18 protein-coding genes and 1 tRNA gene are annotated in these 21,577 nt (G+C 59.7%); 11 read left to right on the top strand and 8 right to left on the bottom strand.

All coding sequences use genetic code 11. The features are described from left to right. Positions 1-154 precede the first annotated feature (154 nt). On the bottom strand, positions 155-385 hold the full coding sequence (locus MA07_RS04645) for a hypothetical protein (RefSeq protein WP_036347570.1): 231 nt from the start codon (positions 383-385) through the stop codon (positions 155-157). Positions 386-434: 49 nt separating this feature from the next. Beyond that, positions 435-581 (bottom strand): hypothetical protein, encoded by a 147-nt coding sequence (locus tag MA07_RS29990; protein ID WP_160195382.1) that lies wholly within the window; start codon positions 579-581, stop codon positions 435-437. A gap of 452 nt (positions 582-1,033) precedes the next feature. Between MA07_RS29990 and MA07_RS04640 the strand changes: the two genes are divergently transcribed. The 5 genes from MA07_RS04640 to MA07_RS04615 all read left to right on the top strand — a co-directional run bounded on the left by MA07_RS04640 (position 1,034) and on the right by MA07_RS04615 (position 4,938). Next, entirely contained in the window at positions 1,034-2,239 is a 1,206-nt protein-coding gene (locus tag MA07_RS04640; RefSeq protein ID WP_036347568.1) for a site-specific integrase, read from the top strand. A gap of 507 nt (positions 2,240-2,746) precedes the next feature. Next, positions 2,747-2,998 (top strand): AlpA family phage regulatory protein, encoded by a 252-nt coding sequence (locus MA07_RS04635; protein ID WP_052002839.1) that lies wholly within the window; start codon positions 2,747-2,749, stop codon positions 2,996-2,998. Positions 2,999-3,095: 97 nt separating this feature from the next. Continuing rightward, positions 3,096-3,296, top strand: coding sequence for a hypothetical protein (locus MA07_RS04630; RefSeq protein ID WP_036347566.1), 201 nt, complete (start codon positions 3,096-3,098; stop codon positions 3,294-3,296). A 438-nt stretch (positions 3,297-3,734) separates the two neighbouring features. Further along, a complete protein-coding gene (locus tag MA07_RS27540) occupies positions 3,735-4,370 on the top strand; it encodes a helix-turn-helix domain-containing protein (RefSeq protein WP_160195381.1) in 636 nt (211 codons plus the stop codon). After that, positions 4,360-4,938, top strand: a complete 579-nt coding sequence (locus tag MA07_RS04615) for a hypothetical protein (RefSeq protein WP_052002837.1) — start codon at positions 4,360-4,362, stop codon at positions 4,936-4,938. The genes MA07_RS27540 and MA07_RS04615 overlap by 11 nt, the downstream gene beginning before the upstream one ends. 1,534 nt (positions 4,939-6,472) lie before the next feature. On the opposite strand, the gene MA07_RS04605 is transcribed toward MA07_RS04615, so the two are convergent. Next, positions 6,473-8,896, bottom strand: a complete 2,424-nt coding sequence (locus MA07_RS04605) for a hypothetical protein (RefSeq protein WP_081928773.1) — start codon at positions 8,894-8,896, stop codon at positions 6,473-6,475. A gap of 735 nt (positions 8,897-9,631) precedes the next feature. On the opposite strand from MA07_RS04605, the gene MA07_RS04595 reads away from it, so the two are divergent. After that, positions 9,632-10,210: a hypothetical protein gene (locus tag MA07_RS04595; protein ID WP_052002835.1), complete on the top strand. Its 579-nt coding sequence runs from the start codon at positions 9,632-9,634 to the stop codon at positions 10,208-10,210. A gap of 1,101 nt (positions 10,211-11,311) precedes the next feature. Here MA07_RS04595 and MA07_RS27530 read toward each other — a convergent pair. Further along, complete coding sequence (locus MA07_RS27530) at positions 11,312-11,629, bottom strand: hypothetical protein (protein ID WP_052002834.1); 318 nt, start codon at positions 11,627-11,629, stop codon at positions 11,312-11,314. Positions 11,630-14,761: 3,132 nt separating this feature from the next. Here MA07_RS27530 and MA07_RS04570 point away from each other — a divergent pair. Beyond that, positions 14,762-14,941 (top strand): hypothetical protein, encoded by a 180-nt coding sequence (locus tag MA07_RS04570; protein WP_036347552.1) that lies wholly within the window; start codon positions 14,762-14,764, stop codon positions 14,939-14,941. A gap of 575 nt (positions 14,942-15,516) precedes the next feature. Here the strand turns inward: MA07_RS04570 and MA07_RS04565 are convergent. Then, the gene (locus MA07_RS04565; RefSeq protein ID WP_081928772.1) at positions 15,517-15,960 is read right to left on the bottom strand and encodes a PilZ domain-containing protein; all 444 of its coding nucleotides are present in this window, start codon (positions 15,958-15,960) and stop codon (positions 15,517-15,519) included. A gap of 289 nt (positions 15,961-16,249) precedes the next feature. Next, a tRNA-Ser gene (locus tag MA07_RS04560) sits at positions 16,250-16,339 on the bottom strand. Between the two features lie 204 nt (positions 16,340-16,543). Between MA07_RS04560 and MA07_RS04555 the strand changes: the two genes are divergently transcribed. Both MA07_RS04555 and msrA read left to right on the top strand, forming a co-directional pair. Continuing rightward, positions 16,544-16,864, top strand: coding sequence for a hypothetical protein (locus MA07_RS04555; RefSeq protein WP_036347541.1), 321 nt, complete (start codon positions 16,544-16,546; stop codon positions 16,862-16,864). A gap of 85 nt (positions 16,865-16,949) precedes the next feature. After that, entirely contained in the window at positions 16,950-17,609 is a 660-nt protein-coding gene (gene msrA, locus MA07_RS04550; RefSeq protein WP_036347539.1) for a peptide-methionine (S)-S-oxide reductase MsrA, read from the top strand. 70 nt (positions 17,610-17,679) lie between these two features. Here msrA and mepA read toward each other — a convergent pair whose 3' ends face one another. Together mepA and MA07_RS04540 are read right to left on the bottom strand one after the other, a co-directional pair. Beyond that, positions 17,680-18,600, bottom strand: a complete 921-nt coding sequence (mepA, locus tag MA07_RS04545) for a penicillin-insensitive murein endopeptidase (RefSeq protein WP_036347538.1) — start codon at positions 18,598-18,600, stop codon at positions 17,680-17,682. A gap of 105 nt (positions 18,601-18,705) precedes the next feature. After that, a complete protein-coding gene (locus MA07_RS04540; RefSeq protein WP_036347602.1) occupies positions 18,706-19,866 on the bottom strand; it encodes an SDR family oxidoreductase in 1,161 nt (386 codons plus the stop codon). 180 nt (positions 19,867-20,046) lie between these two features. On the opposite strand from MA07_RS04540, the gene MA07_RS04535 reads away from it, so the two are divergent. Next, positions 20,047-20,457 (top strand): PRC-barrel domain-containing protein, encoded by a 411-nt coding sequence (locus MA07_RS04535; protein WP_036347536.1) that lies wholly within the window; start codon positions 20,047-20,049, stop codon positions 20,455-20,457. A 131-nt stretch (positions 20,458-20,588) separates the two neighbouring features. After that, the gene (locus MA07_RS29465) at positions 20,589-21,446 is read left to right on the top strand and encodes a hypothetical protein (protein ID WP_052002833.1); all 858 of its coding nucleotides are present in this window, start codon (positions 20,589-20,591) and stop codon (positions 21,444-21,446) included. Positions 21,447-21,577: the final 131 nt, after the last annotated feature.

Genomic DNA, 21,577 nt, shown 5'->3' with positions numbered 1-21,577 from the left:
TTGGCACATGGCGGCCTCATGGCTCCTCTCCAAGTGCGCGTCGTGTATGCCCGCGCGAATGCCCGGCAGGTTCGCCAGTCTCGCGTTGCGTGCCAGCTCGACTCTGCCGGCTCGGTCGTGGCCCTGCGCTAACGCCTCGTGGTCGGCACGGGATTCAGGTTGCCGCTCCCGAACCTGTCGGAGAGTGCTCTGCTGCGGCTTCATTCAACGCGAAGAGAAGAACGCCGATATCGTCGTTCAGCAGTCTGATCGCATTCCGAGCATACTCCCGGGAGCGCTCTTTGCTTCTCGCAGATCCGTTGTCCCATGAGAATGCGTGTTGCTCTGCCTCGTAAATTGCTCGGGCCACGAGTTCCACTGTATGGTCGGCCCTGACTTTGCTCATGATGAGGCCTCCTGCCCAGGAGTGTTGGGCATGTTCTGGCGCTGCTTCGTCAGATGCTGGCGAGCAGGAGACTCGCCCCGATGAAGGAACTGACCGAGGTCACGAAGAGGAACGAAGCCCGCCCGAGGGAGGGGCCGGTGTGGGAGCCATCCATCCGTTCGGAACTGACTGTCTGAGAAACTTGGTCCGGGGTCATGAGCCTATCCTGCGCTTCGAGTGCGAATGCATGGCTGGCAAACGCAGGCCACCGCCGGCCTATTCCTTCACAAACTGTGTATGAGTGTTTCTGGACCTTCGTTTCACCCCAAGGTCAGCGCTCGCTTTCGAGCGCCTGGAGCTCCAAAAGATTCCCATATTCGGGGATGAATGAAGAGCCATGCACCAAGTCAGCTGCCGGTCGTGCAGCACTGGCTCGAGGGCCTATGGGCTATGCCTTGAGGCCCCGAAATACGAACCCGCTCAGTAGCATAGGGTCAAGTAGTGGCGGAGGGAGTGTCCGCCATACTAGCGTCCAGACACATCTAGCAGCATCCGGAAATCTCTTTGGAGATAAGGCTTTTACGCTGGCGTGTATCTTACATGGTCCAGCCTCATCCGCTACAATCCAGCCTCAAAGGTGGGGAAGAAGGTGGGGAAGGAGAGGGGCAGATGGCACGACACATGCACACGTTGAGCGCTCGAACGGTCGCAACGCTCGCGAAACCAGGACGGCACTCCGACGGCGGCGGGCTGTACCTGAACATCACAGCCAGCGGCGCCCGTTCGTGGGTGTTCATGTGGAAGGTGGACGGCAAGCGCCGAGAGATGGGGCTTGGTGCCCTGCGGGATGTGCCGCTTGCCAGGGCCCGCGAACGGGCTGCCGAAGTCCGCCAGAAGCTGGCCGATGGGCTCGACCCCATCGCGGCGCGGGACACCAAGCCCAAGGTGATGACCTTTGGCGAGGCTGCTGACGCTCTAATTGAGAGCATGTCCTCCTCTTGGCGCAATGAAAAGCACCGCGCCCAGTGGAAGATGACGCTCACCGTCTACTGCGAACCGCTCCGAGCCAGGCCGGTGACAGAGATTGGCACCGAGGATGTGTTGAAGGTTCTGCAGCCGCTTTGGACCACAAAGCCTGAGACAGCCTCACGCCTGCGGGGGCGGATGGAGCGGGTGTTCGACTTTGCCCGTGCACGAGGGCAGGGGATGGGTGAGAACCCAGCCCGGTGGCGGGGGCAACTCGATGCCGTTCTGCCCAAGCGGGCAAGGCTCACACGTGGCCATCACAAGGCCATGCCCTTTGATAACGTGCCCGCGTTCATGATGGCACTGCGGGAGCGGGAGGGGATGGCACCGCGTGCTCTGGAGTTTGCTATTCTGACCGCTGCCCGGTCAGGTGAGGTGTTTGGAGCCCGATGGGACGAGTTTGACCTGGAGGCGCGTGTCTGGACCGTGCCTGCGGCTCGCATGAAGGCAGGGCGAGTGCATCGGGTGCCGCTCTCAGCCCGAGCAGTCGAGATCCTGCAGGAGATGCAGCAGAAGCGGCTTGGTGAGCTTGTGTTCCCCGGCACCAAGCCTGGACGCCCTCTTTCGGTCATGGCACTGGAGATGGTGCTGCGGCGGATGAAGGTGGATGTGACGGTGCACGGCTTCCGTAGTGCCTTCCGCGACTGGGCAGGCGAGCGCACCCACTTCCCGCGAGAAGTGGCAGAAGCGGCTCTGGCCCACCTCGTCGGCGATGCAGTCGAGCGGGCGTATCGGCGTGGCGATGCGCTGGAGAAGCGTCGTGAGTTGATGGACGCTTGGGCTAGTTTCCTTGAGCAGAAAGCCGGAAGCAATGTCGTGCACCTGAAAGCGGGCCGCACAGTTCCGTAAAATAGAACGGGCCAAATTGTGCGGGGTCTGTGGATTAGGGAAATATCAACTAATTCGTGTCCGCACGGCAACCTTTAGGACACCCATTGCCGTCTAGGGTCTTCTCAAGCGAATCATGGTGATTTGCTGCAGACCGGCCTTCTGCAGGAAAGGCCAGCAATATGGGAGACGAGCGCGTTGGCCTGCAACACCTTGGCCTGGCACGCCTTCCGGGATGAACTGGAGGAAAGCGATTGAGAATTCCGTAACAAACCTTACAGATATTAAAGTCCGATACGGAAGTAGATGGTCCGTTGAGGATTGGCTTCTCGCAAAAGAAGTTAGCGACACGGAAAAAAGTGCCGCCTCAACCCCTGGCGGGGGGCTAAGGCGGCGCGGTGGGTCGAAACCCGCACTCGTTTCAGAGCGGGCTAAGCCTACTGGGGGCTCAGGGTGAGAGTCAATCGAATCTCCTGAGCCTCGCCGTTCGTTCCATTCACAACTGAACGATGAAAGGACGCGAGCCCTATGGCTTTGCTCAATTATAACGCACGCCTGAATACCGACGCTACGACCTTATCCCAACTGCCGCCAACCGGCTTTGTCCGGCTGCCCGGCATTCTTGCCCCGAACGGGCCTATTCCCGTCAGCAGATCCACTTGGTGGGCGGGCATCAAAGACGGACGCTATCCCAAGCCCGTGAAGCTCGGACCGCGCATCACTGCATGGCGCGTGGAGGACATTCGAGCCCTCATCGCTGGAGCTGCGAACGATTGTTGATTTCAGAAGCTCTGACCTTCTGAACCCTTCCCGTTCATGGCCGTGCAAAAGAGAGCCCCGCACGAGGAGCTCTCGCACGGGGCTAAGGATTTCAACCATGAATAGCCTACACAAGCTGCGCTCTCGCGGCAACGAGAACCTGTGTCTGCTGCCGCTCTTCGCCTGGGCAGCATCGCAGTCACTCCGCTCCCATCCTCGTGTGGTGAAGAGCCTCTCCACGCGGTTCGGTTTATCGCCGGCACTCGCGCTCACCGTCGCAGAGCTGGCAGGCTTCAGCACGGAGGCGCACAATGCCTAACGATATTGTCGAACTCCTCGTGCAGCGGCTCGACACGGGTGAGATGTTGCGTGTGAAAGGGCGTGAAGCATGGACGCTCAGCTGCCTGCTGGAAAAAGGGCACAGCGGTATCATTCCCCTTGAGAGACCCGCCCCACGCTGGTCCGCATACGTTCACTCACTGCGCAAGCGCGGGCTTGTCATCGACACCATCGATGAGCCCCACGCTGGCCCATATTCCGGGACGCACGGGCGGTACATCCTACGCACTCAGTTGCGAGTGCTCAAGGCTGTCTCTGCCGGGGAGAAGCGTCGTGCGGCCTAACCAGCCCTGACCAGAGTACGTTTCCTGACTCTCAGAAGCCCAGCAGCCGGGGTTTGTGTCTCGGCTGCACCTTTCTCTCATCAATCTTCAGAATGGGCGTCCTTGAGCTTATCGGGGGCGCTGTGAGGCACCTCATGCCCAAACGTCACAACCACAAGGGTCGAAGCACAACAGAGCGCTTCGTGTCCCTTCCACGCCACATGCTGCGCTCTGCCGCGTGGCGCTCTCTCTCGCCGGTGGCTCGCTGCATCTTTCTTGAATTGGCTGCCATCTACAACGGCGGCAACAACGGCTTCATTGCCCTCTCTACGCGTGATGCCGCTAGACACGTCTGCTGCTCCAAAGACACGGCGGCACGAGCACTCACAGAGCTGATGGACAAGGGCTTCATCGTCTGCTGCTCACGCGGCCACTTCGACCGCAAGAGCCCGCATGCGAGTGAGTACCGCCTGACGCTCCACTCCTGCAACCGCACCAGTGAGAAAGCCCCGAAGGCCTTCATGCGCTGGCAGCCGGGTGAAGCGAAATCTGTAGCCGGTCCGATGGCAGGGACAGCCGGTCTCATTACAGGGACAGTAACGGCACTCACGAAAGAAAATTACCGCTTACGGTCCGATGAGAAGGACCGTCAGCCCTCGTTTGAGCCCTCCAGCGGTCCGACTACAGGGACACATATAATCTACCAGATGGGGGCTGGGGTGGAGGAGGCGAGAGAGCCCTCAGCAGTCGTGGTGAAACTACAGCCAGGAGGACGCCGCCATGCCTCGTGACCGGCAGCGGCTCACCCTTGAAAGCGGTCCGAAGCTGGACCTCGCCAAGCTCATCCCGAGCGGCGCTGGCAAGCTTGGCAGCCATATCCAATGCGTGCTCACCTATGGCTCGGGTGAGACCATCACTGCCATTCTAAAGCTGTCGGATTACGGTGGTTTGCTGGAACTGTCTTTCCAAGGACACCAGCAATCATTCTCCCTTGTGTCGGAGGGAAGGCATTTCGGTGGGCTGCAATGGTACGCCATCTGCCCCAGAACCGGACGGCGGGTGCGTATGCTCTACCGGCCTCTTGGAGCCACGTTCTTTGCCAGCCGGCATGCATGGGGCCGCAGGGCTGCATACGCCTCGCAGTTTCTCGACCCTATTGGACGAGCATGGCGCACCAAGGCGAAAGTGAAGGCGGCGCTGCTCGGGGATGAGGATCCGGATGAGTGGGATGTGCCGCCCAAGCCTAGAGGCATGCGCTGGGCCACGTACGAGCGCTGGGTGGCCAAGTACGATGCCGCTGAGGATATGCTCGATGCGCAGCTCGTCATGGCAGCGGCGCGGCTGATGAAGCGGCTGTAGTGACATCAGGACTGCGGGCTACCGAGGCCCCTGAGCGGCTTCTCCTGCAAGCCCATAGCCTACTCCCTGTTGGACATCACTTGACCCATAATCCCACCTTGCTCATGCGTGTTGACGCCATAACCTGATTAGAAGGGTCTAGCCTCTTCGCACGCTAGGGAGTGTCACAATGAGCAACGGTTCTATGAGGCATAGAGTTCTTTTAGCTCCTGCCATGGGACGCTCTCTGGCGACTTTGCTGTCTATAGGTCTAACAATCGTGCAAGCCGAAACGGCGACAGCACTCGACATCGGTGCGAGTGTGGGTGCTGCCGGTGTAGGAGCGGGATTGAGTGCTGGCCTTGGGTCTGATGGACTCAGCGCAGGCGTGAGCGTCGGCAGCGAAGGCAGTAGGGCTGCAGCTAGCGGCAACACGGGCTCGAGCGGGACTGGAGGCGCCATAGGAGCCAGTACCAGCGCAGGAGGAGCGTCAGCTCAGGGCAACCTTGGGTCTGGTGGGCTCAGTGCAGGGGCGGGCGTCAGCAGCGGGGGGCATGGAGCTTCAGTAAGCGGCAACCTTGGGCCGAGCGGTCTCAGTGGTGGGCTGGGGGGCACTGCTGGTGCAGGAGGGGCAACGGCAAGTGCTGGTATTGGCGGGCAGCAGGGGCTCAATGGCGGAGCGGGAGCTGGTCTCGGAGGCAATGGAACGGCAGCGAGCGGGAGCGGTCTCGCTGGAGCAGGTTCTCTCGGAGCACCAGCGTCAACATCGGCGAATGGCGGCAATCCTGGCCAGGGTGCATTCGGCCGCGGACACACTGCAGGTTCTGTTGCCAGTATTGCTCCCACCGCTGTCGCGACTGCGTCCTTTGCCAGGGTTACTCTTCCAGGAAGTTTGTGGCTGTATGAGAGTGGGGCGAGCGACGGCGGATGGTTCCGCAGCATTCAGGTACTCAAGCCTCTACGTGCCAGACCAGGTACACCCCTAGCTGTTGTCCAGTCCTGCCGTAGCGCACTCGTTTCCAGCGCCTCGCATTACGGAGCCATACAGGTCGATGTTGCCAGTGCGGGACGCACCGCTCGCCTTAAAGATGGCAGTCTATACGCTCCGGTTGAAGCGAGGATTGTATTTCAGCGCGGCACCCGTGTGCAGGTTCGACAAGCCAAGGTCACGTGCCGGTTGGATGAAAATGGGCGCACGCTCGCGATGTTCTAGCATCAAAGTTGAAGTAGCGACGCGACCGATGAAGTGGCTTTGACCGTCACATCAAGTCAGTCTAACTATGGCTGAAGCAGCGGCTTGGCAAGCTGCATCTGCCGCACGAAACAAAAGGACAAAGCGGCTCTTTTGGGGATGAAGACCCGGATGAGTGGGATCTACCGCCCAAGCCGAAAGGCATGCGCTGGGCGACCTACGAGCGCTAGGTGGCTCGCTATGACGCCGCTGAGGACATGCTCGACGCACAACTAGTCAGGGCAGCGGTGCGGCTGACGAAGCGCTTGTAGATGGGATGGTGAGGAGTGCCTGAGCTATCGGTCCAAGCACTCCCGCACGAGTTTAGATGACGAAGAAGTCGTCGACCTTCAGGGTAGGCTTGTTCTTGAGCAGGGCGAACTCGATAGCCTCACCTTTGCCAGAGCCATCGGCATCGTAGGACAGCACGCCCGTCTTCTTGTTGTAGACGATGTAGTCATCCTTATCCTTGGGCTTGTCGCCTACGGTGAAGAACTTCTTGTCGAGCTTGGCGGGTGCAGCCTCTGAGCCCTTTTTGCCGAGTTTCTTGAACACGGCATTGTCCAGGTAAATGCTATCGTCCTTCGCCACAAAGTCTTTGATAGTGTCAAAGTTAACCGTACGGTCCGTCTTCGATGTACCAAGCTTCGTCGAGAACACGAAGGCGTCCTTGCCGGAGCCGCCCGTCAGGTTGTCGTTGCCGAGCCCGCCGTTCACTTTGTCGGCACCAGCGCCGCCATTGATGGTGTTCTTGCCCTTGTTGCCCGTGATGCTGTTGTCCAGAGCATTGCCGGTCAGCGAGACGTTGCCCGTGCCACCTGCAACAAGGTTGTACGAGCCGTCCGCGAGGGTGGTGCTGGTGACGGTCTCAACTGTTGTCGGTGGCGTGACGACTGGAGGTGGCGGATTTGGTTGACTTGGAATCAGTTGGGTAAGTGTGAAGTCACCATCTGCAAACCTGATGACTTCGATATCGTAAATCATATCCGTTTCGGAACCGCTCACGATAAGTGCGCCATCAGCTCCGCGAGTGAACGTGTAGCTCCCCTTTGAGCCCGAGAACACCGCTATGTCATTCCCGGCTCCACCATAGAGGGTGTCATTGCCCAGTCCCCCCTCAAGTCTGTCGTTGCCGCCGCCTCCGAAGAGAGTATCGTTGCCGCCGTCGCCACGAATACGGTTGTTGCGGTCGTCACCTACAATCTGGTCGCTGAAGCTCGTACCACGAACTCTTTCGATGGCAATCAGTGTATCCGTCCAACCGGTAGAGTCCGTCGCCGTCCTCTTGGTAAGATCAACGACGACGCCATGGGTCGCGCCGAGCAGCCTCGCCTCCAGCCGGTAGTCGACCTCGTTCTCTCCCAGAGTGCCGTCGAAGGTGTCGTTGCCACCATAACCTTGGAATCGCTGGTTGCTGGATCCTGCCCCGCCAATGAAGGTGTCGGCTCCGTTCGTTCCGTGTACTGCCTCGATGGAAAAGAATGTGTCCACGCTGCCGTCCGACTTCACGACCTTTCCAGAACGTGACGTAGAGCTAAACTCAACCTGAACGCTGGAAAAGCCGCGACTCCAGTAGTTTATTTCATTGAAGTTGACGTCAGGATTGTCATCTTGACCAACCTCGCCGCCATGGATGGTGTCATTGCCCGTGCTGCCCTCAAACCAGTCCTCGGCCACGCCTCCACCAATGCCGCCAATCAGAATGTCGTTGCCTGCACCACCGTCGAGGGTGTCGCTTCCAACCCCACCATGGATAGTGTCGTTGCCAGCCTCTCCTCTCAGCCTGTTATCCAAGCTATTGCCGATGATCTCATCGTTGTTTCCTGTGCCACGAGCACGCTCGATAGCAATCAGCGTATCCGTGTTGCCAGTCGCGTCCTTCACCTTACCGATTTCAAGGTTGATGGTGAGGCCGGTCTTGAGTCCTACCGCTCTGGCGTCGGCACGGTAATCAACCTCGTTGACACCAAGCGTGCCATCGAAGGTATCGTCCCCACCGTAACCAATGAACCGCTGGACCCCGATGCCCGATCCGCCGATGAAGGTATCCGCCCCATCTGTGCCGCGCACCGCGTCGATGGAAAAGAACGTGTCTACGCTGCCGTCGGACTTCACAACCGTTCCCGACCGTGACGTTGAGCTGAACTCAACACGAATGCTGGAGAAGCCTCGGTTCCAGTAATTGATGTCGTTCCAATCGAGGAATGGGTCGTCATCTTGGCCAACCTCGCCACCGTAGATGGTGTCGTTGCCACCGCTACCCTCAATCCAGTCCTCTGCGACGCCTTCACCAATACCACCAATCAGAACGTCATTGCCTTCCCCTCCGTCGAGTGTGTCGCTGCCGCCGCCGCCATAGAGGGTGTCGTTCCCCTCTGCGCCACTGATTACATCGTCATAGGAGTTGCCGTAAAAGGTGTTGGGGCCATCGAGTGGAATATTGGAAAATAGGTCGCCATTGTTCATTTGTTCATCGGTCACACGCTGTCCGATGTTATGCGCCTCAAATACTAAGCTTCCACTTCGGGTAGCAACGATATCGTTGATGATGTACCCGCTATCGTCGCTTGTGTAGGATACTACATACTGACCCACTACTGGATTCTCTGAAACCGAGTACGTGACCGTACCTGGCGTCGCATTATCAATGATGGCTAAGATTTCACCCGCATAAGATAAGCCAAAGGCAGCCCAACTAACGTTGTCCATACCTGCTAGCGCAGCGTCGTAGATTGTGAAGTTCGACATATTGCCCCATTTGATCGGTGAAGTGTTGCCTTTGCAGAGTAGGAGTCTGGCGATTAGGACAAGCTCTTTCGGCTCTTAGCCTCTGCCGCCTCTCCCTGCCCTGCGTTCAAAAATGCACACTAAGAACGACGCTGAATGGCGGCAGTGTCAGGATCAATTCCTTTCTGGCAAAATGCGCGAGAAAGCTGTGAAAAAACAACCTTCTGCTAGTGGACTAAAGAGATTTCGAGGAGTGGACGGCGTGAGAATAGCAACACCGTGGGTAGAACCGTGAGGTTCTTCATAAGGTGGAGCGCTCCTAGAACCGTTAAGTGAGCTGCACTTTCGTATCGTTAGCTACATGCTCCTCGTCTGTGCTCATTCCGAGCAGTGCGCTTAAATAAAATCGCTCAGCCAAAAGATTTCGGCTCTAACATCAAAAGCGTGATGGCTCCGATGTTACAAAGTTTACAGGAGAGAAGGCCTCAAAAGCGTTCATGCGCTGGCACCCGGAGAAGGAGAAATCTGTAGCCGGTCTGATGGGAGGGACAGTTGGTCTCACGACAGGGACAGTAACGGCTCTCACGAAAGAAAATTACCGCCCACGGTCCGATGAGAGGGACCGACAGGCCTCGTCGGAGCCCCTCAACGGTCCGACCACAGGGACACATATAATCTACCAGATGGGGTCCGGGGTGGAGGTGGTGAGAGAGCAGTCGGGCGTCGTGGTGAAGCTGCAGCCTAGAGGAGGGCACCATGCCTCGTGACCGGCAGCGTCTCACCTTGGAGAGCGGCCCCAAGCTGGATCTGGCGGAGCTCATCCCGAGCGGGTCTGGTAAGCCCGGCGCCCAAATCCGATGTGTGCTCACCTACGGCTCCGGCGAAACCATCACCGCCACTCTGCAGCTGTCGGAGTACGGTGGGCAGCTGGAGTTGTCCTTCCAGGAACGCTTGCAGTCATTCTCTCTCGTATCGCACCCAAGGCATTTCGGCGGGCTGCAATGGTACGCCATCTGCCCAAGGATAGTACGGCGCGTGCGGGTGCTCTATCGACCGCTAGGAGCCACGTTCTTTGCCAGCCGGTATGCTTGGGGCCGTAGGGCAGCTTTCGCCTCTCAGTTCCTTGATCCCATTGGGCGGGCGTGGCGTACAAAGGCAAGGGTGAAGGCGTCTCTGCTCGGAGAGGCAGATCCGAAGGAGTGGGATCTGCCACCCAAGCCCAAAGGGATGCGCTGGGCGACTTACGAGCGGTGGGTAGCCAAGTACGATGCTGCTGAGGAGATGTTGGATGCGCAGCTGGTCAAGGCAGCAGCGAGGCTGATTGAGCGGCTTTAGCCCGCTGGGTCGAGGGAGCGCCTCCCTAATAGTCTCTGGGGTGCTCCCTCCACAATATCAGCACATGTGCCCAGCAAGAATAAGAGGCCAACGATGACCTTAGGGCGCTATTCGAGAGCCCCTCGCGCCACGAGCCTATGAAGGGCTGTGGAGGCTATGAGGCCTGGTTAAACTCCGCGGCGGCAATCCGCCAGCTTACATTCTTTTAGTCCTGCGAAGCTCGACAGTATACTTTCAGATGCCGCAAATGATCTATCTGCCTATTCAGGGTTAGCGCCAGAAATACGCTTGTTTAGTCAAGATGCGCTGTTTAACCATTTGCATGCAGAGGGAAAATGAGGGGGATGTACTATGAAAAGGTTTCTACTGTTTGCAGGAGCAGAAACATCTAAAACCGTTGGGGTAGGTGGGCTCGTTGGTGACTACGAGACAGCCTTGGAGGCTTTTGTTTCGCTGGTCGATAACCAAACGCCTTCTGAATGGTGGCACATTCTTGACACCCAAACCGGCGAGGTAATCGAGCGGCGTCACCTGAAAGTAAACGGGAGCCTGAGTTTCATGCGGTCCGACCGGATCGTCGGTTCCCAGGCCCCGCGCACTCCAATCACTGTCAGAGCTGCTTTACAGACGAGTGGTGGAGATGCCTCAAGAGTGCTTGAGGCTGGGATACGCGCCAGTGTTGCGTCTGTGAGCAAGCCAAATGGTAGTGCAAACGGACACCTGAACGGTGGGGATTAGTAGCGGGAAGGCCTTGCTTCGGCGGGGCTTTGCTTCTCCAATATAACCCTGAGGTCAAATAGAGATATGCCCTCCCGACTGTCGTGTAGGCTTTCGAGAGGACGTTCCTTTGAGGCAGGATGTCAATCGGTATCGAAAGCCCTGCATGCTCATGAGGCCTCATGAGTCGCCAAGAGCGGATTTGGGGAGGCTACGGGTATATGCGTAAGCTCGGGGCTTTTGCTGCCCTCGTATTGAGCGGGATAGCTGCATCCTGCGCCCAAAGAGCGGTGCCACCTAGCAACATTGCTCCGTCATCCCCTTCGCTAAACGCCGTGTCCAACATACGCCCGAATACGATGGGAGAGAGTCGGCTGGGTGCAGTCATAAGAGAAGGTGCCGATAAACGGTTGTCTGCTCGTACCCGTCAGGTCGACGCAGGCGCCGAAACAGAGCAGCGCCCAAAAACTCAGGTCTCAGGGTCGCATACATCCGAGGCTCCACGCGAGCCTTGGCATAGTCCGCCTTCACTTGCAGCACCTCCGCCGCCTTCCGAACCTGCTGAGCCCAGCCTTCCAGCTGTAGCATCGCTGCCTCCGCCTCCAAAACCGGCGTTGCCGTCGGCCCCGCAACCGTTTGGGTCTGGACCAGTAGGTGCCGCAGTTCCGGCGCCTCAGAGGCCAGCAGCGCCAACGTTGTCATCCCCTCCGCCAGCTATGGAACCCGCACCCGCTCCAGAACCTGCCGCTCCTCTTGTTTCAGCGGCGTCTCCGGAAGCCATGATGCCACCACTTCCGGAGCCTGCGGAACCTAGCTTTCCGGTCGCAGCATTGCTGCCTCCGCTGCCGGAACCGGCCGAACCATCCTTTCCCGAACAAGAAGCGACTGCTGCAGATACTCCAGTCTTGATCCTCTTCCCGGAGCTGACAGAAAACCTGTCGCTAAGCCCACGTTCTTATTGGCGGGATGTCACCGAGACTTTCTCGGTTCCTCAGAGCTTGCTGTCGGGAGCTTTCGGAACAGACCCGGAAGGAACGCTCCCGAGCCTAATTCGAGATCCTTGGCCGATCCCGATTGGACCCTGACCAACCGGGCCTGCTTGGCGGACGAATGCGAAGGCCAAGTCGGCGTTGCGCGGGGATGCGCCCGGACTAGTGAGATGTGCCACCCAAGTTGAAGGGTATGCGCTGGGCGACCTATGAGTGGTGGGTGGCGAGGTACGACGCCGCTGAGGAGATGCTGGATACGCAACTCGTGATGGCAGCGGCGCGGCTGATGAAGCGGCTGTAGATCCTGAGGATAAGCACACGAACATTACACCAGGCAACCACCACTATTTCCCAGCAACAGGGGAGCCAGTTTAGATGTGGACCAACTTACCCGTCCTCTTGCGGCTCTAGGAGGGCAGGCGCGATTGGACTGCCCCAAATAACGTCTGGCCTCGCCTCTCTGCTTGTAGCGGCGGGCACCTCAAGGTTCCGAAGGAGGGGCAGTGCGAGGATGCCACTAACTAGGGCTATCGCTACAATGGCTCGCCTGGTCAGCCCGTTAGCCATCCTTTTAGAATGGAGAGAGGGAGGCCTTCCACGTTGTTTCGAGGGTTCGACGGTAAGCCTAATGCGGCGCTGAGGGTCGTTGTCGTTCACTGCGCCTCGGGATTAACAAGGGCTCATGGCGACCATCGGCAGCAATCCCCTCAAGAACATTCTTGCCGAGCAGTAGGAAAGGACGGTCTTCATCGCTTGGCCTCCCTGAGGGCAGGCCAAGACTATCCGCCTATCCTGTAGGAACGATGTGTGCCTGGACACGCCAAAGCGATGTAGCGCTACCCCGTCCACCTATGGCGAGACTTGAAGCACCTAACGACACCCTCACAGATTTCCTATCTTGTTCTGGAGGAAAACAATCTGTCCCGAGTGTTGGTGAGGAAGGCACAGTCAGTTTCAGAGGATTATATGTACCCAGGGGGTCTATCTTTGGTGGAAACACGAAGCCGCTCATGAACCGCCTTGGATTAGCCTCGTTCTGCTCACTGCATTAACCAGTCACATGGTCAAGTTTGCAGGATTGCACATGCACTTAGATGAGCCCTTTCCACTTGAAGCCGTTCCCTCGCAAGTGAGGCACGCGGTTCTACGCGAGTTCAATGGGCGCTGTCCTAGCCTCAGGGAAGTTGACCGGGTTCCGGATAAGCACTGGCTAGCGACACCAGGCATTGGCCCAGCCTATCTGGAGACAATACGCAACATCACCAATGCTGTGCGCGGGCAGGAAGTCAGTCACGCGACCGCACACAGCTTGTCGGATCCCGAGTTGTTGAGACGCCTTGAGGGGCTCCAAGAGGACCTGCACTGGCTGGAGTGTCAACTGAAGGCGCGAATGCCCAAAGTGCAAAGACGCAAACGGCACCGGCAGTGGCGCGACCACGCTGCGCAAACGCAGACTGACCTCCCAGTTCACGAGTTTGGTGGAGACGAAGCTTCAGGCTACCGAAGCGGCCAAGGGCAGAGTGGTTGAGAGTTCTCGGCTTCGAGAGCTTTAGGCCGCTGCCCTCGGACGCCTCATCCGCGTTCCTGCTGTAGCGTCCTCCAAGGCGAGAAGTAGCACTCCGATGTCTTCGCCCAACAGGTTAATGGCATTGCGGGCATACTCCCGATACCGCTCCTTATGAGCCACCGGCTGGCCCTGCCACGGGAGTTCTTGGTGGTCGGCTTTGTGAATAGCCTGAGCCACTAACTCGGTTGTGTAATCCATCTTGGCCCCATAATGAGAACAGAACCTGTTCTGGCTCTGTGGTGTTTCCAAAACTCGCAGATTTCAGAGGCTGGCAAGCAAAGGGCTTGCTCGCTGAGGTAACTGACCGACGCAACAAAGTGGACCGGCGCACGCTGAAGGAACAAGCCTTCCGTCCATGGGCAAGGTTAATATGGCTGATTTGCTAGGTTCTGGCTGTGCCCGGAAGGGCACAATGCCTGAGATTGGGCTCGCGGTTTGCGCAAGAGCGATTGCCGGAAAGCCGAGATACCGCCGCACGTGCCGGACCTTGCCCTTGACCGTCAGGCATCAGAATGCGGGCTGCTGGTTGTCGACTAAGATGCTTAGCAAACAGGAGCTAAGCGGCTTCGATACGCCTCAATCTCGCACTCGGCCTCATGGCTGCGTAGCCATGCCTCTGCCGTCGAGCGGGATGGAAACTCTTTGACGCAAATCTTCGGTGTGAGTTTCCCACGAATGGGAACGACGACCCGCCATTGTCGCTTCATTCGTAGCACGTAGGCTGGTGGGTGGTCCTGCCTCTTCATATTGGACCTCCGCGATTAGTCAGTAATCCAGAGTATGGTGGCCGGTGTTTTTGAGAAGTTAAGACGGCATGATAAAGCAGGCTTTAGCCAAGAGATTTCGATTCAGAAATCAGCGGGCCCTATTGGTTGCCGGGCCGCATTTCAAGACTTCTATTCTAGTTTCCACACTGACAACTAGAGCTGTCTTCCTGCGTTGTCCTTGAGCACTCTCGCTTGTGGAGGGCCGCGCCTATGGATGTTTCGGTTCGACTGGAAGACAGGTCCAAGCACACTTGGGCGGTTTATGTCGACGGAGCCTGTATCGTACGAGGCTTGCCGCGAGCGGAGGCGAACCGAATTCGAGGGCAGATCCAGAGAGGAGAGCTTAAGCCCCGTCTCGGCTAGTCACACTCTCGCCGTCAGGTGGCAGTTCGCCCCATAATCAGTCGTCCACACTCTTCACAGGCTTGCTTGCAGGGGAGGAACCTCCCCCGACAGCTCTGCGTATCTGAGTAGATGTTCGCTTTATGTTCTATTCAGATGTGGCGCGAGAATGGGCACAACTAAGCTGACAGTGGAGCAGGTCCTAGAGGCGCGGCTGCGCTATGCGTCTGGCGAGCGGGAATACAGCAAGCTAGCCCGTGAGTTCGGAGTCAGCAGGGAGGCTGTGCGCAGCGCGGCCGAAGGGCTGACCTTCAAGTATCTGCCCATGCCGCCCAAGAGGCTGAAGTGAGAGCCGGTCGCGATCCCCGCCGTGCCTATGATGCAAACAGCGACGAGATCCACCCAGTTACGGTCGGACAGAGCCTTGCTGAGGGGTACAGAACTGTCATGGCCTACTGTGAAGCGCACGATTGTGGACATGGTGCTGAGGTGCCGCTGAAGGGCTGGCCTGCTGACCTGCCCGTGCCCGACATGGCCCTAAAGCTACGATGCTCAAAGTGTGGGTGCCGGGAAGTCAAAATGATGGTCAATGTCAGAGAACTGTACGCTAAGGCTCACGGCGCAGGCAGCAGCGGCAGGTAAGCCTCTCTGCGGCGAACTCTGTTAAGGATGCGTTTACCTTTAGAGCGCAGCCTCGTCCTGTGCCTTGTTGGCACGGTCGTTCTCCCTGAATGATCGCAGCAGCGGCCCACCTGGAGCGCCAGCCGAATGGGCGCTCTTTCTTTGCGGGGCCACCGTGTACTCAGCCTTGCTGCTCAATAGCAGTTCCTGACCGTCTGGAAGCCTGTGCGCGTCGAGTTGTGGTTTGCCTTAGGACCAGTCGGCGCGTAACAGAGGCGGGCCGCCTATAAAGCTCACCTACTATTATGCTGCTGCCCGTGCTTTAGCTTTCCGCTTGCCGACTTGCTGCCTTTCAGCTTCCTGCTTTTCAAGCAAGTTGATGGCCTCGCTGGCGAGCCTGCGAAACTCCTCCTTGAAACCTTCCGGCTCGCAAGCCCAGGAGCTTCCTTCACCTTCGGCGTCAAAAAACGCGCGAGCAATATTCTCTACCGCCTGTGAGACACCGATGAACGTAAGGCCGTGCTTGAGCCCATCAGACCAGACTAGCCGCGCACGCACTGACATGTTTCTCGCGGGGATCTCAAAATCGACTTCGAGTGGCATCTGAACGGGGTGCTTGAGAACGACCTGTGCTCCAGCATCCGAGAGATCTCTCACGGCACACTCATGAACAGATTGGGGGCTACTGAGCCTAATCTGACCTTTGAGAAGGGTCCGCAGACGTTTTGCCGAACGACGCTCACTCATCACAACACCTTAGGAAACTCGGAACTCACTATGCCCGAAGGCAATTCTGACGTCGTGCTTTCGAGAAGGGCGGCACTAAACACCAGATTGAGGTGTCCTTCTATAGAGCCGGAAGCTCTAGGCCGAATGTCCTAGCAGTCGCCTGAGGCGGCACCAGTGCGCGTACTGCGCTTCGATTGCTTTGCGGAGTCCAATGGCCAAGCCTGGAACAAAGGTGGGGAAGGGGGTGGGGAAGGGATCTGAGAACTCGGAGTTTCTCTAATTCATTCAATAGCTTGTTGAGAGATAATGGCGGAGGGAGCGGGATTCGAACCCGCGATACGGTTTCCCGTATACACACTTTCCAGGCGTGCGCCTTCAACCACTCGGCCACCCCTCCAGCGTGAGCTTGTGCAGCTCAGGAACCCTTGCCCGTCATCCGGCAGGCGGTCAGGTTCTCCGCTTACGTCTGCGGAGCGCCCGTGTATCGCTAAATGCGGGCAAAAGGCAAGACCGAACTTGTGACAAATCATCCGGAATCGCCTTTGCCATTGCGACAAAACAGACTAGATAATCTCCCCTCTGTTTGGAGAGGTAGCCTCCCTTGAAGTTTTTAGCGCGTAGCCTCGGCCTCCTGCTGATCGCGGCAGGATTTGTTGGGTTGGTGATCGATGGAACCCGCTCCATCGTCAACAATGCTGTATCGTTCGCCCCCGTCGGGAAGGTGGCGGGTGTTCTCTTTCCCGGAAGCATGGCCGGACTGGAAGGCGGCATCGCGCAACGCAGCTCCACGTGGCTGTGGGAGCCGATCGCCACTTATGGCCTCCAGCTGCCCGCCTCGGTGACCGGCTTCATCATCGGCGCATTCCTGCTGTGGCTGGGTCAGAAGCCCCTCGAGCCCATCGGCTATCTGGCTGAGCGCTAAAGCCTTTCACGGCAAGGTGACGCCGGCAGCCCTCCCATAAGAACAGAGCGATGATTACATAAGCGGGGTCACGCGAGGGATCCCCATGTTCAGCTTCCGCAAACGCACCGACCTGCCGCAAGCCGCCGAGGCCCTGCCGGGCCGGTCCAGCCCCATCCCGACCGCCGAGCGGCATTTCATCAACGGCCGTCCGCTGCTGCCGCCCTATCCGGACGGCATGGAGAGGGCCGTGTTCGGTCTGGGCTGCTTCTGGGGCGCGGAGCGCAAATTCTGGCAGATGGGCGACGGCATCTGGATCACGGCTGCGGGCTATCTCGCCGGCATCACGCCGAACCCGACCTACGAGGAGGTCTGCTCAGGCCTCACCGGGCATAACGAGGTGGTGCTGGTGGTCTTCGACCCGAAGGTGATCTCCTACGATGCCCTGCTGAAGACCTTCTGGGAGAACCATGACCCGACCCAGGGCATGCGCCAGGGCAACGATGTAGGCACCCAGTACCGCTCCGGGATCTACGTGTTCAACGAGGACCAGCGCAGGGCCGCTGAAGCCTCCAAGGCAGCCTACACCCAGGCGTTGGCCGCCAAGAGCTATGGGCCGGTCACAACCGAGATCCTGGATGCAGGCCCGTTCTACTTCGCCGAGGACTACCACCAGCAATACCTGGCCAAGAACCCGAACGGCTATTGCGGCCTGGGCGGCACCGGCGTGTCCTGCCCCATCGGCGTGGGCGTGGCGGCCGAATAGGCTGGCCTTCCATTTTCAAGCTTCGAGAGAGCGGTTCGCTTCCCGTGAGGGCGAACCGCTCTCTTTTTGTTCAAGGCCCGTCAGGCGACGCGAGAACGCCGCGGCACTCGTTGGGCAGTTGCGCCATGGTCAGGGGCGGGCGGGGCTTGCCCGGCTTCGGGTTCAGCATCTGGGGCGTGAACCAGCCCGCGAGCTCCGCTCCGCAGCCGTCGCCGCCGGGCGGTGGGTCCTGATCCGAGCACGCGGCGTCCCCGGCCGGACAGGCGAGGCGGATATGAAAGTGATAGTTGTGGCCCCACATCGGCCGCACCTTGCCGAGCCAGCCGCGGTCCGCGCCTGCCTCGCGGCAGAGCGCCTTCTTGATGGCGGGATTCACGAAGATGCGGGCGACGCTCCGCTCCTGCGCGGCGGCGCGGATGAGAGCGGTGTGCTGGGGCGTCCAGCGGTTCGGATCCACATCCAGCCAGTCGTCGCGCACCACGTTGGTGGCCGACATCTCCTCCCGCTCGGCCCGTGACAGGCGGCGGTTGGGCATGGGCGTCAGCCAGATGTCCGCATCGAGGCCGATCTGGTGCGAGGCGTGGCCGGTGATCATGGGCCCGCCGCGCGGCTGCGAGATGTCGCCGACGAGAAGTCCCGGCCAGCCGTTGATGGACGGGAGCCGCGTGGCAAACCTCTGCAGGAAGTCGATCAGCTGCGGGTGGCCCCAGTTGCGGTTGCGGGACAGGCGCATGACCTGCCAGTTCTCGCCGTCGACCGGAATGGCCGCAGCACCCGCGACGCAGCCGCGGGCATAGCCGCCGATGGAGCGTGACCGCAGGTCGGCGGGCGTGGTGCGGCGGCCGAAGAGTTCCTTGGCGGCCAGCTTCGGATCGTCCGGATTGGCCAGCGGCGGCAGGGGCTTCGGGTTCACGGTGCCCTTGTCCTGCGCGGCGGCGGAGCCGCCGATGACGAGAGCCAGTGCGATGGCGGAGAAGCGAATCGGGTTCATGCGGGAAGGCTAACCCGCATCCGGTCACTTCGGAACGTGCCGGCAGCGGCCATCTTGTCGCTCTTCAAGAAGAAGGGCCGGCGTGGGGTCCGGCCCTTTGTGTCGTCAGTGCCTGGGCTGCGGGCGGCCCTCGTAGGGGCTGCGCTGGCTCGCATGGCCCGGGCCGAGGGTGCGCTTGTCATGACCGTTGCCGGTGCGCCGCATGGTGGGCTGGTAGCGCGGCGTCGGGCGCTTGGCCTCGCGCCGGCGCCGGCTTCCCCCGAGCGGCGGCACGAACAGCGCCGCGATGCCGGCGGCAACGCCGGCCAGAACGGCCGCCGTCACGAAGGGGTGAAGCTGCGCCTCGAGCAGGAAGCTCGTCTTGCGCGGCTCGCCCGGGAGAGACGAGTACATGTCGCCGTCCTGGCGGGCCTGATAGAGGTTGTCGCGCATGCCGGGACGTTCAGGCTGGTCCGTGGTCTGCGACCCGTAGCCTGTCCATTCCATCGCCTTGTCCATCAGGCGCGGGGCCACCTTGCCCATGGCGCCGATCACCCAGCCGCCGAACCCGACGGTGATCTCGCGCCGCTGGTGCTCGGCCGCAAAGGCAATTGCCTTCGCCACCAGGTGCGGGTCGTAGGCCGGCGGAGGAACGGCGTTGTTGCGGTCGAGATAGTTGCGGGCGTGCTCGACATAGGGCGTGTCGATGGAGGAGGGCTTGATCAGCGTCACGACGATCGGAGCGTCCTGGTTCTCCAGCTCCATGCGCAGGCCGTCCGTGAAGGCCTTCACGGCATGCTTCGAGGCGGAATACTGGGTCTGCAGGATCATGGTCCGCTCGGACAGGACGCTGCCGACATTGATGATGGTGCCGCCGCGGCGGCGCATGTGATCGGCTGCGATCATGGAGCCGTTGACCACGCCCCAGTAGTTCACGTCGAAGAGCTGCCGCTGATCCTCCATGGGGATCTCGTTGAGATTTCCATACAGAGCAACGGCCGCATCGTTCACCCAGGTGTCGAACCCGCCGAAGGTGTCGATGGCCGTGCGCGCCACGCGCTCCAGATCCTCCCGCTTGCTGACATCCGCCGCCACCGCGACGGCACGGGTGTGGCCATGGCTGAGCTCATCGGCGATCTTGCGCAGGGCCTCCTCGTTGCGGGCGACAAGGACCAGGCCTCTGGCCCCGCGCTCGGCGAACATGTGCGCTGTTGCAAGTCCGATGCCGCTGGATGCGCCAGTGATGACGATGACCTGCTCCTCAACCGGCTTCTGGCGAACCGCCATGGCAATCTCCCTCATATCGTTCACTTCGGAAACGTTGATCAACGTGAGGGCGGTGAGGGGGTTCCTACGGCAGCGCTTTGCTCAGGAGCAAAGCCTTGGAAAGCTTGGAGAAGCGGGGCACGGAACCGGGTTTTCAACCCGAGCGTTGCCTTAGGATCTCACACACGAAGGAGCGAGATGATGCAGACGACGGCACAGAGCGGTGACGTTCGCGAAACCCAAAGCCTGATCGCCAGCGACAAGGTCGAGGGAACGCCCGTCCGCCGCTCGGACGGTGAGAAGATCGGGACGATCGAGCGCGTGATGATCGAGAAGCGGTCCGGCAAGGTGGCCTATGCGGTCATGAGCTTCGGCGGCTTCATGGGTCTCGGCGAGGAATACTACACGCTTCCCTGGGGCGTCCTGAAGTACAACACGGAGCTCGATGCCTACGAGCTGAACCTCAACGAGGATCAGCTGCGCGGCGCTCCCCGGCGCAGTGCGGAAGGGCACGATGCCTCCTACGACCGGGAGTGGGAGGAGCACGTCCACCGCTACTACAATGCCACTCCCTATTGGGGTGCCAGCGACCCGATGAGCACGGGCCGGTAACCGGCTTCAGCACAAAAAGAAATCGCCCGGTTTTCACCGGGCGATTTTTTATGCGCATGCGCCGGGCGACAGGAAGACCTATCCCGGCGCGTGCGGCATGGGCGTCTTAGCGCCTGGACTTCGACGGGCTCTTGCGGGAGCTCGACGAACGGGAGCTGGACGAACGCTTGGCGACCTTGCCCGACTTCTTCGTGGAAGAGGTCCGGCTCGAAGCGGCGGCAGCGCGCTTGGGCGCCGACTTGGAGCTGCTGCGCGACTTGGACGCCGAGCTGCGGGACGAGGACTTCACCGCGCCGCGGCTGGAGCTGCGCGAGGGCGTCTTCTTGGCCGAAGAGCGCGATGCGCCGGAGCGGGCCGACGAGGACTTGCGGGAAGCCGACGAGCTCGACTTGGTCGAAGCCTTCTTGGCGGTCGTCTTCTTGGCAGTGGTCTTCTTCGAAGCCGTCTTCTTGGCGGTGGTCTTCTTGGCCGCCGACTTGGCGGAAGACTTTGCCGAGGTCTTCTTGGCAGCGGTCTTCTTCGCGGTGGTCTTCTTAGCAGCCGTCTTCTTCGCCGTGGACTTCTTGGCGCCGGACTTGGCCGAGGACTTCGAGGCCGACTTCGAGGTCGACTTCGCAGCCGTCTTCTTGGCTGTCGTCTTCTTGGCCGTCGCCTTCTTGGCGCCCGAGCTCTTCGAGCCCGACTTCTTGGTGCTGGACGAGCCGCTGCGAGAGCTGCTCTTCTTCGCGGTCTTCTTGGTGCTGGTCGCACCGGTGTCACCCGTGAACAGCATCGTCAGCGGGTTCTTGGTATCTGTCGGCATTGCCGCCTCCTTCAAGGGCCTTCGCGTGCAACCGTCACGCTTGCAAGGCAACGTCGTTATACCAAGGGGGTTCCGAATAACGGAAAGTGTAGACAGTAGAACGCGCACTTTTTCTGTGGATATGTTGCTCGACTCTGCTCTCTTCACTTGCCGATGCAAGACTCAATATCGGGTGCAGGATGAGTGAGTTAGAGTCTGTTCTTGAGAGGCGCCGACATGGATGGTCAACGCGGAGCGCCGTCGCCTACTGTTGGAAAAGTCATTCTTTTTCAGGCGCTTATATGATGTCAAAAGTTGATCTTCTCCGCCGCGCGAGTA

Source organism: Microvirga sp. BSC39, assembly GCF_000739015.1.
GTDB lineage: Bacteria > Pseudomonadota > Alphaproteobacteria > Rhizobiales > Beijerinckiaceae > Microvirga.
Note: the sequence above shows the minus strand (reverse complement) of the source record. Positions and strands in the feature narration are given on the sequence as shown.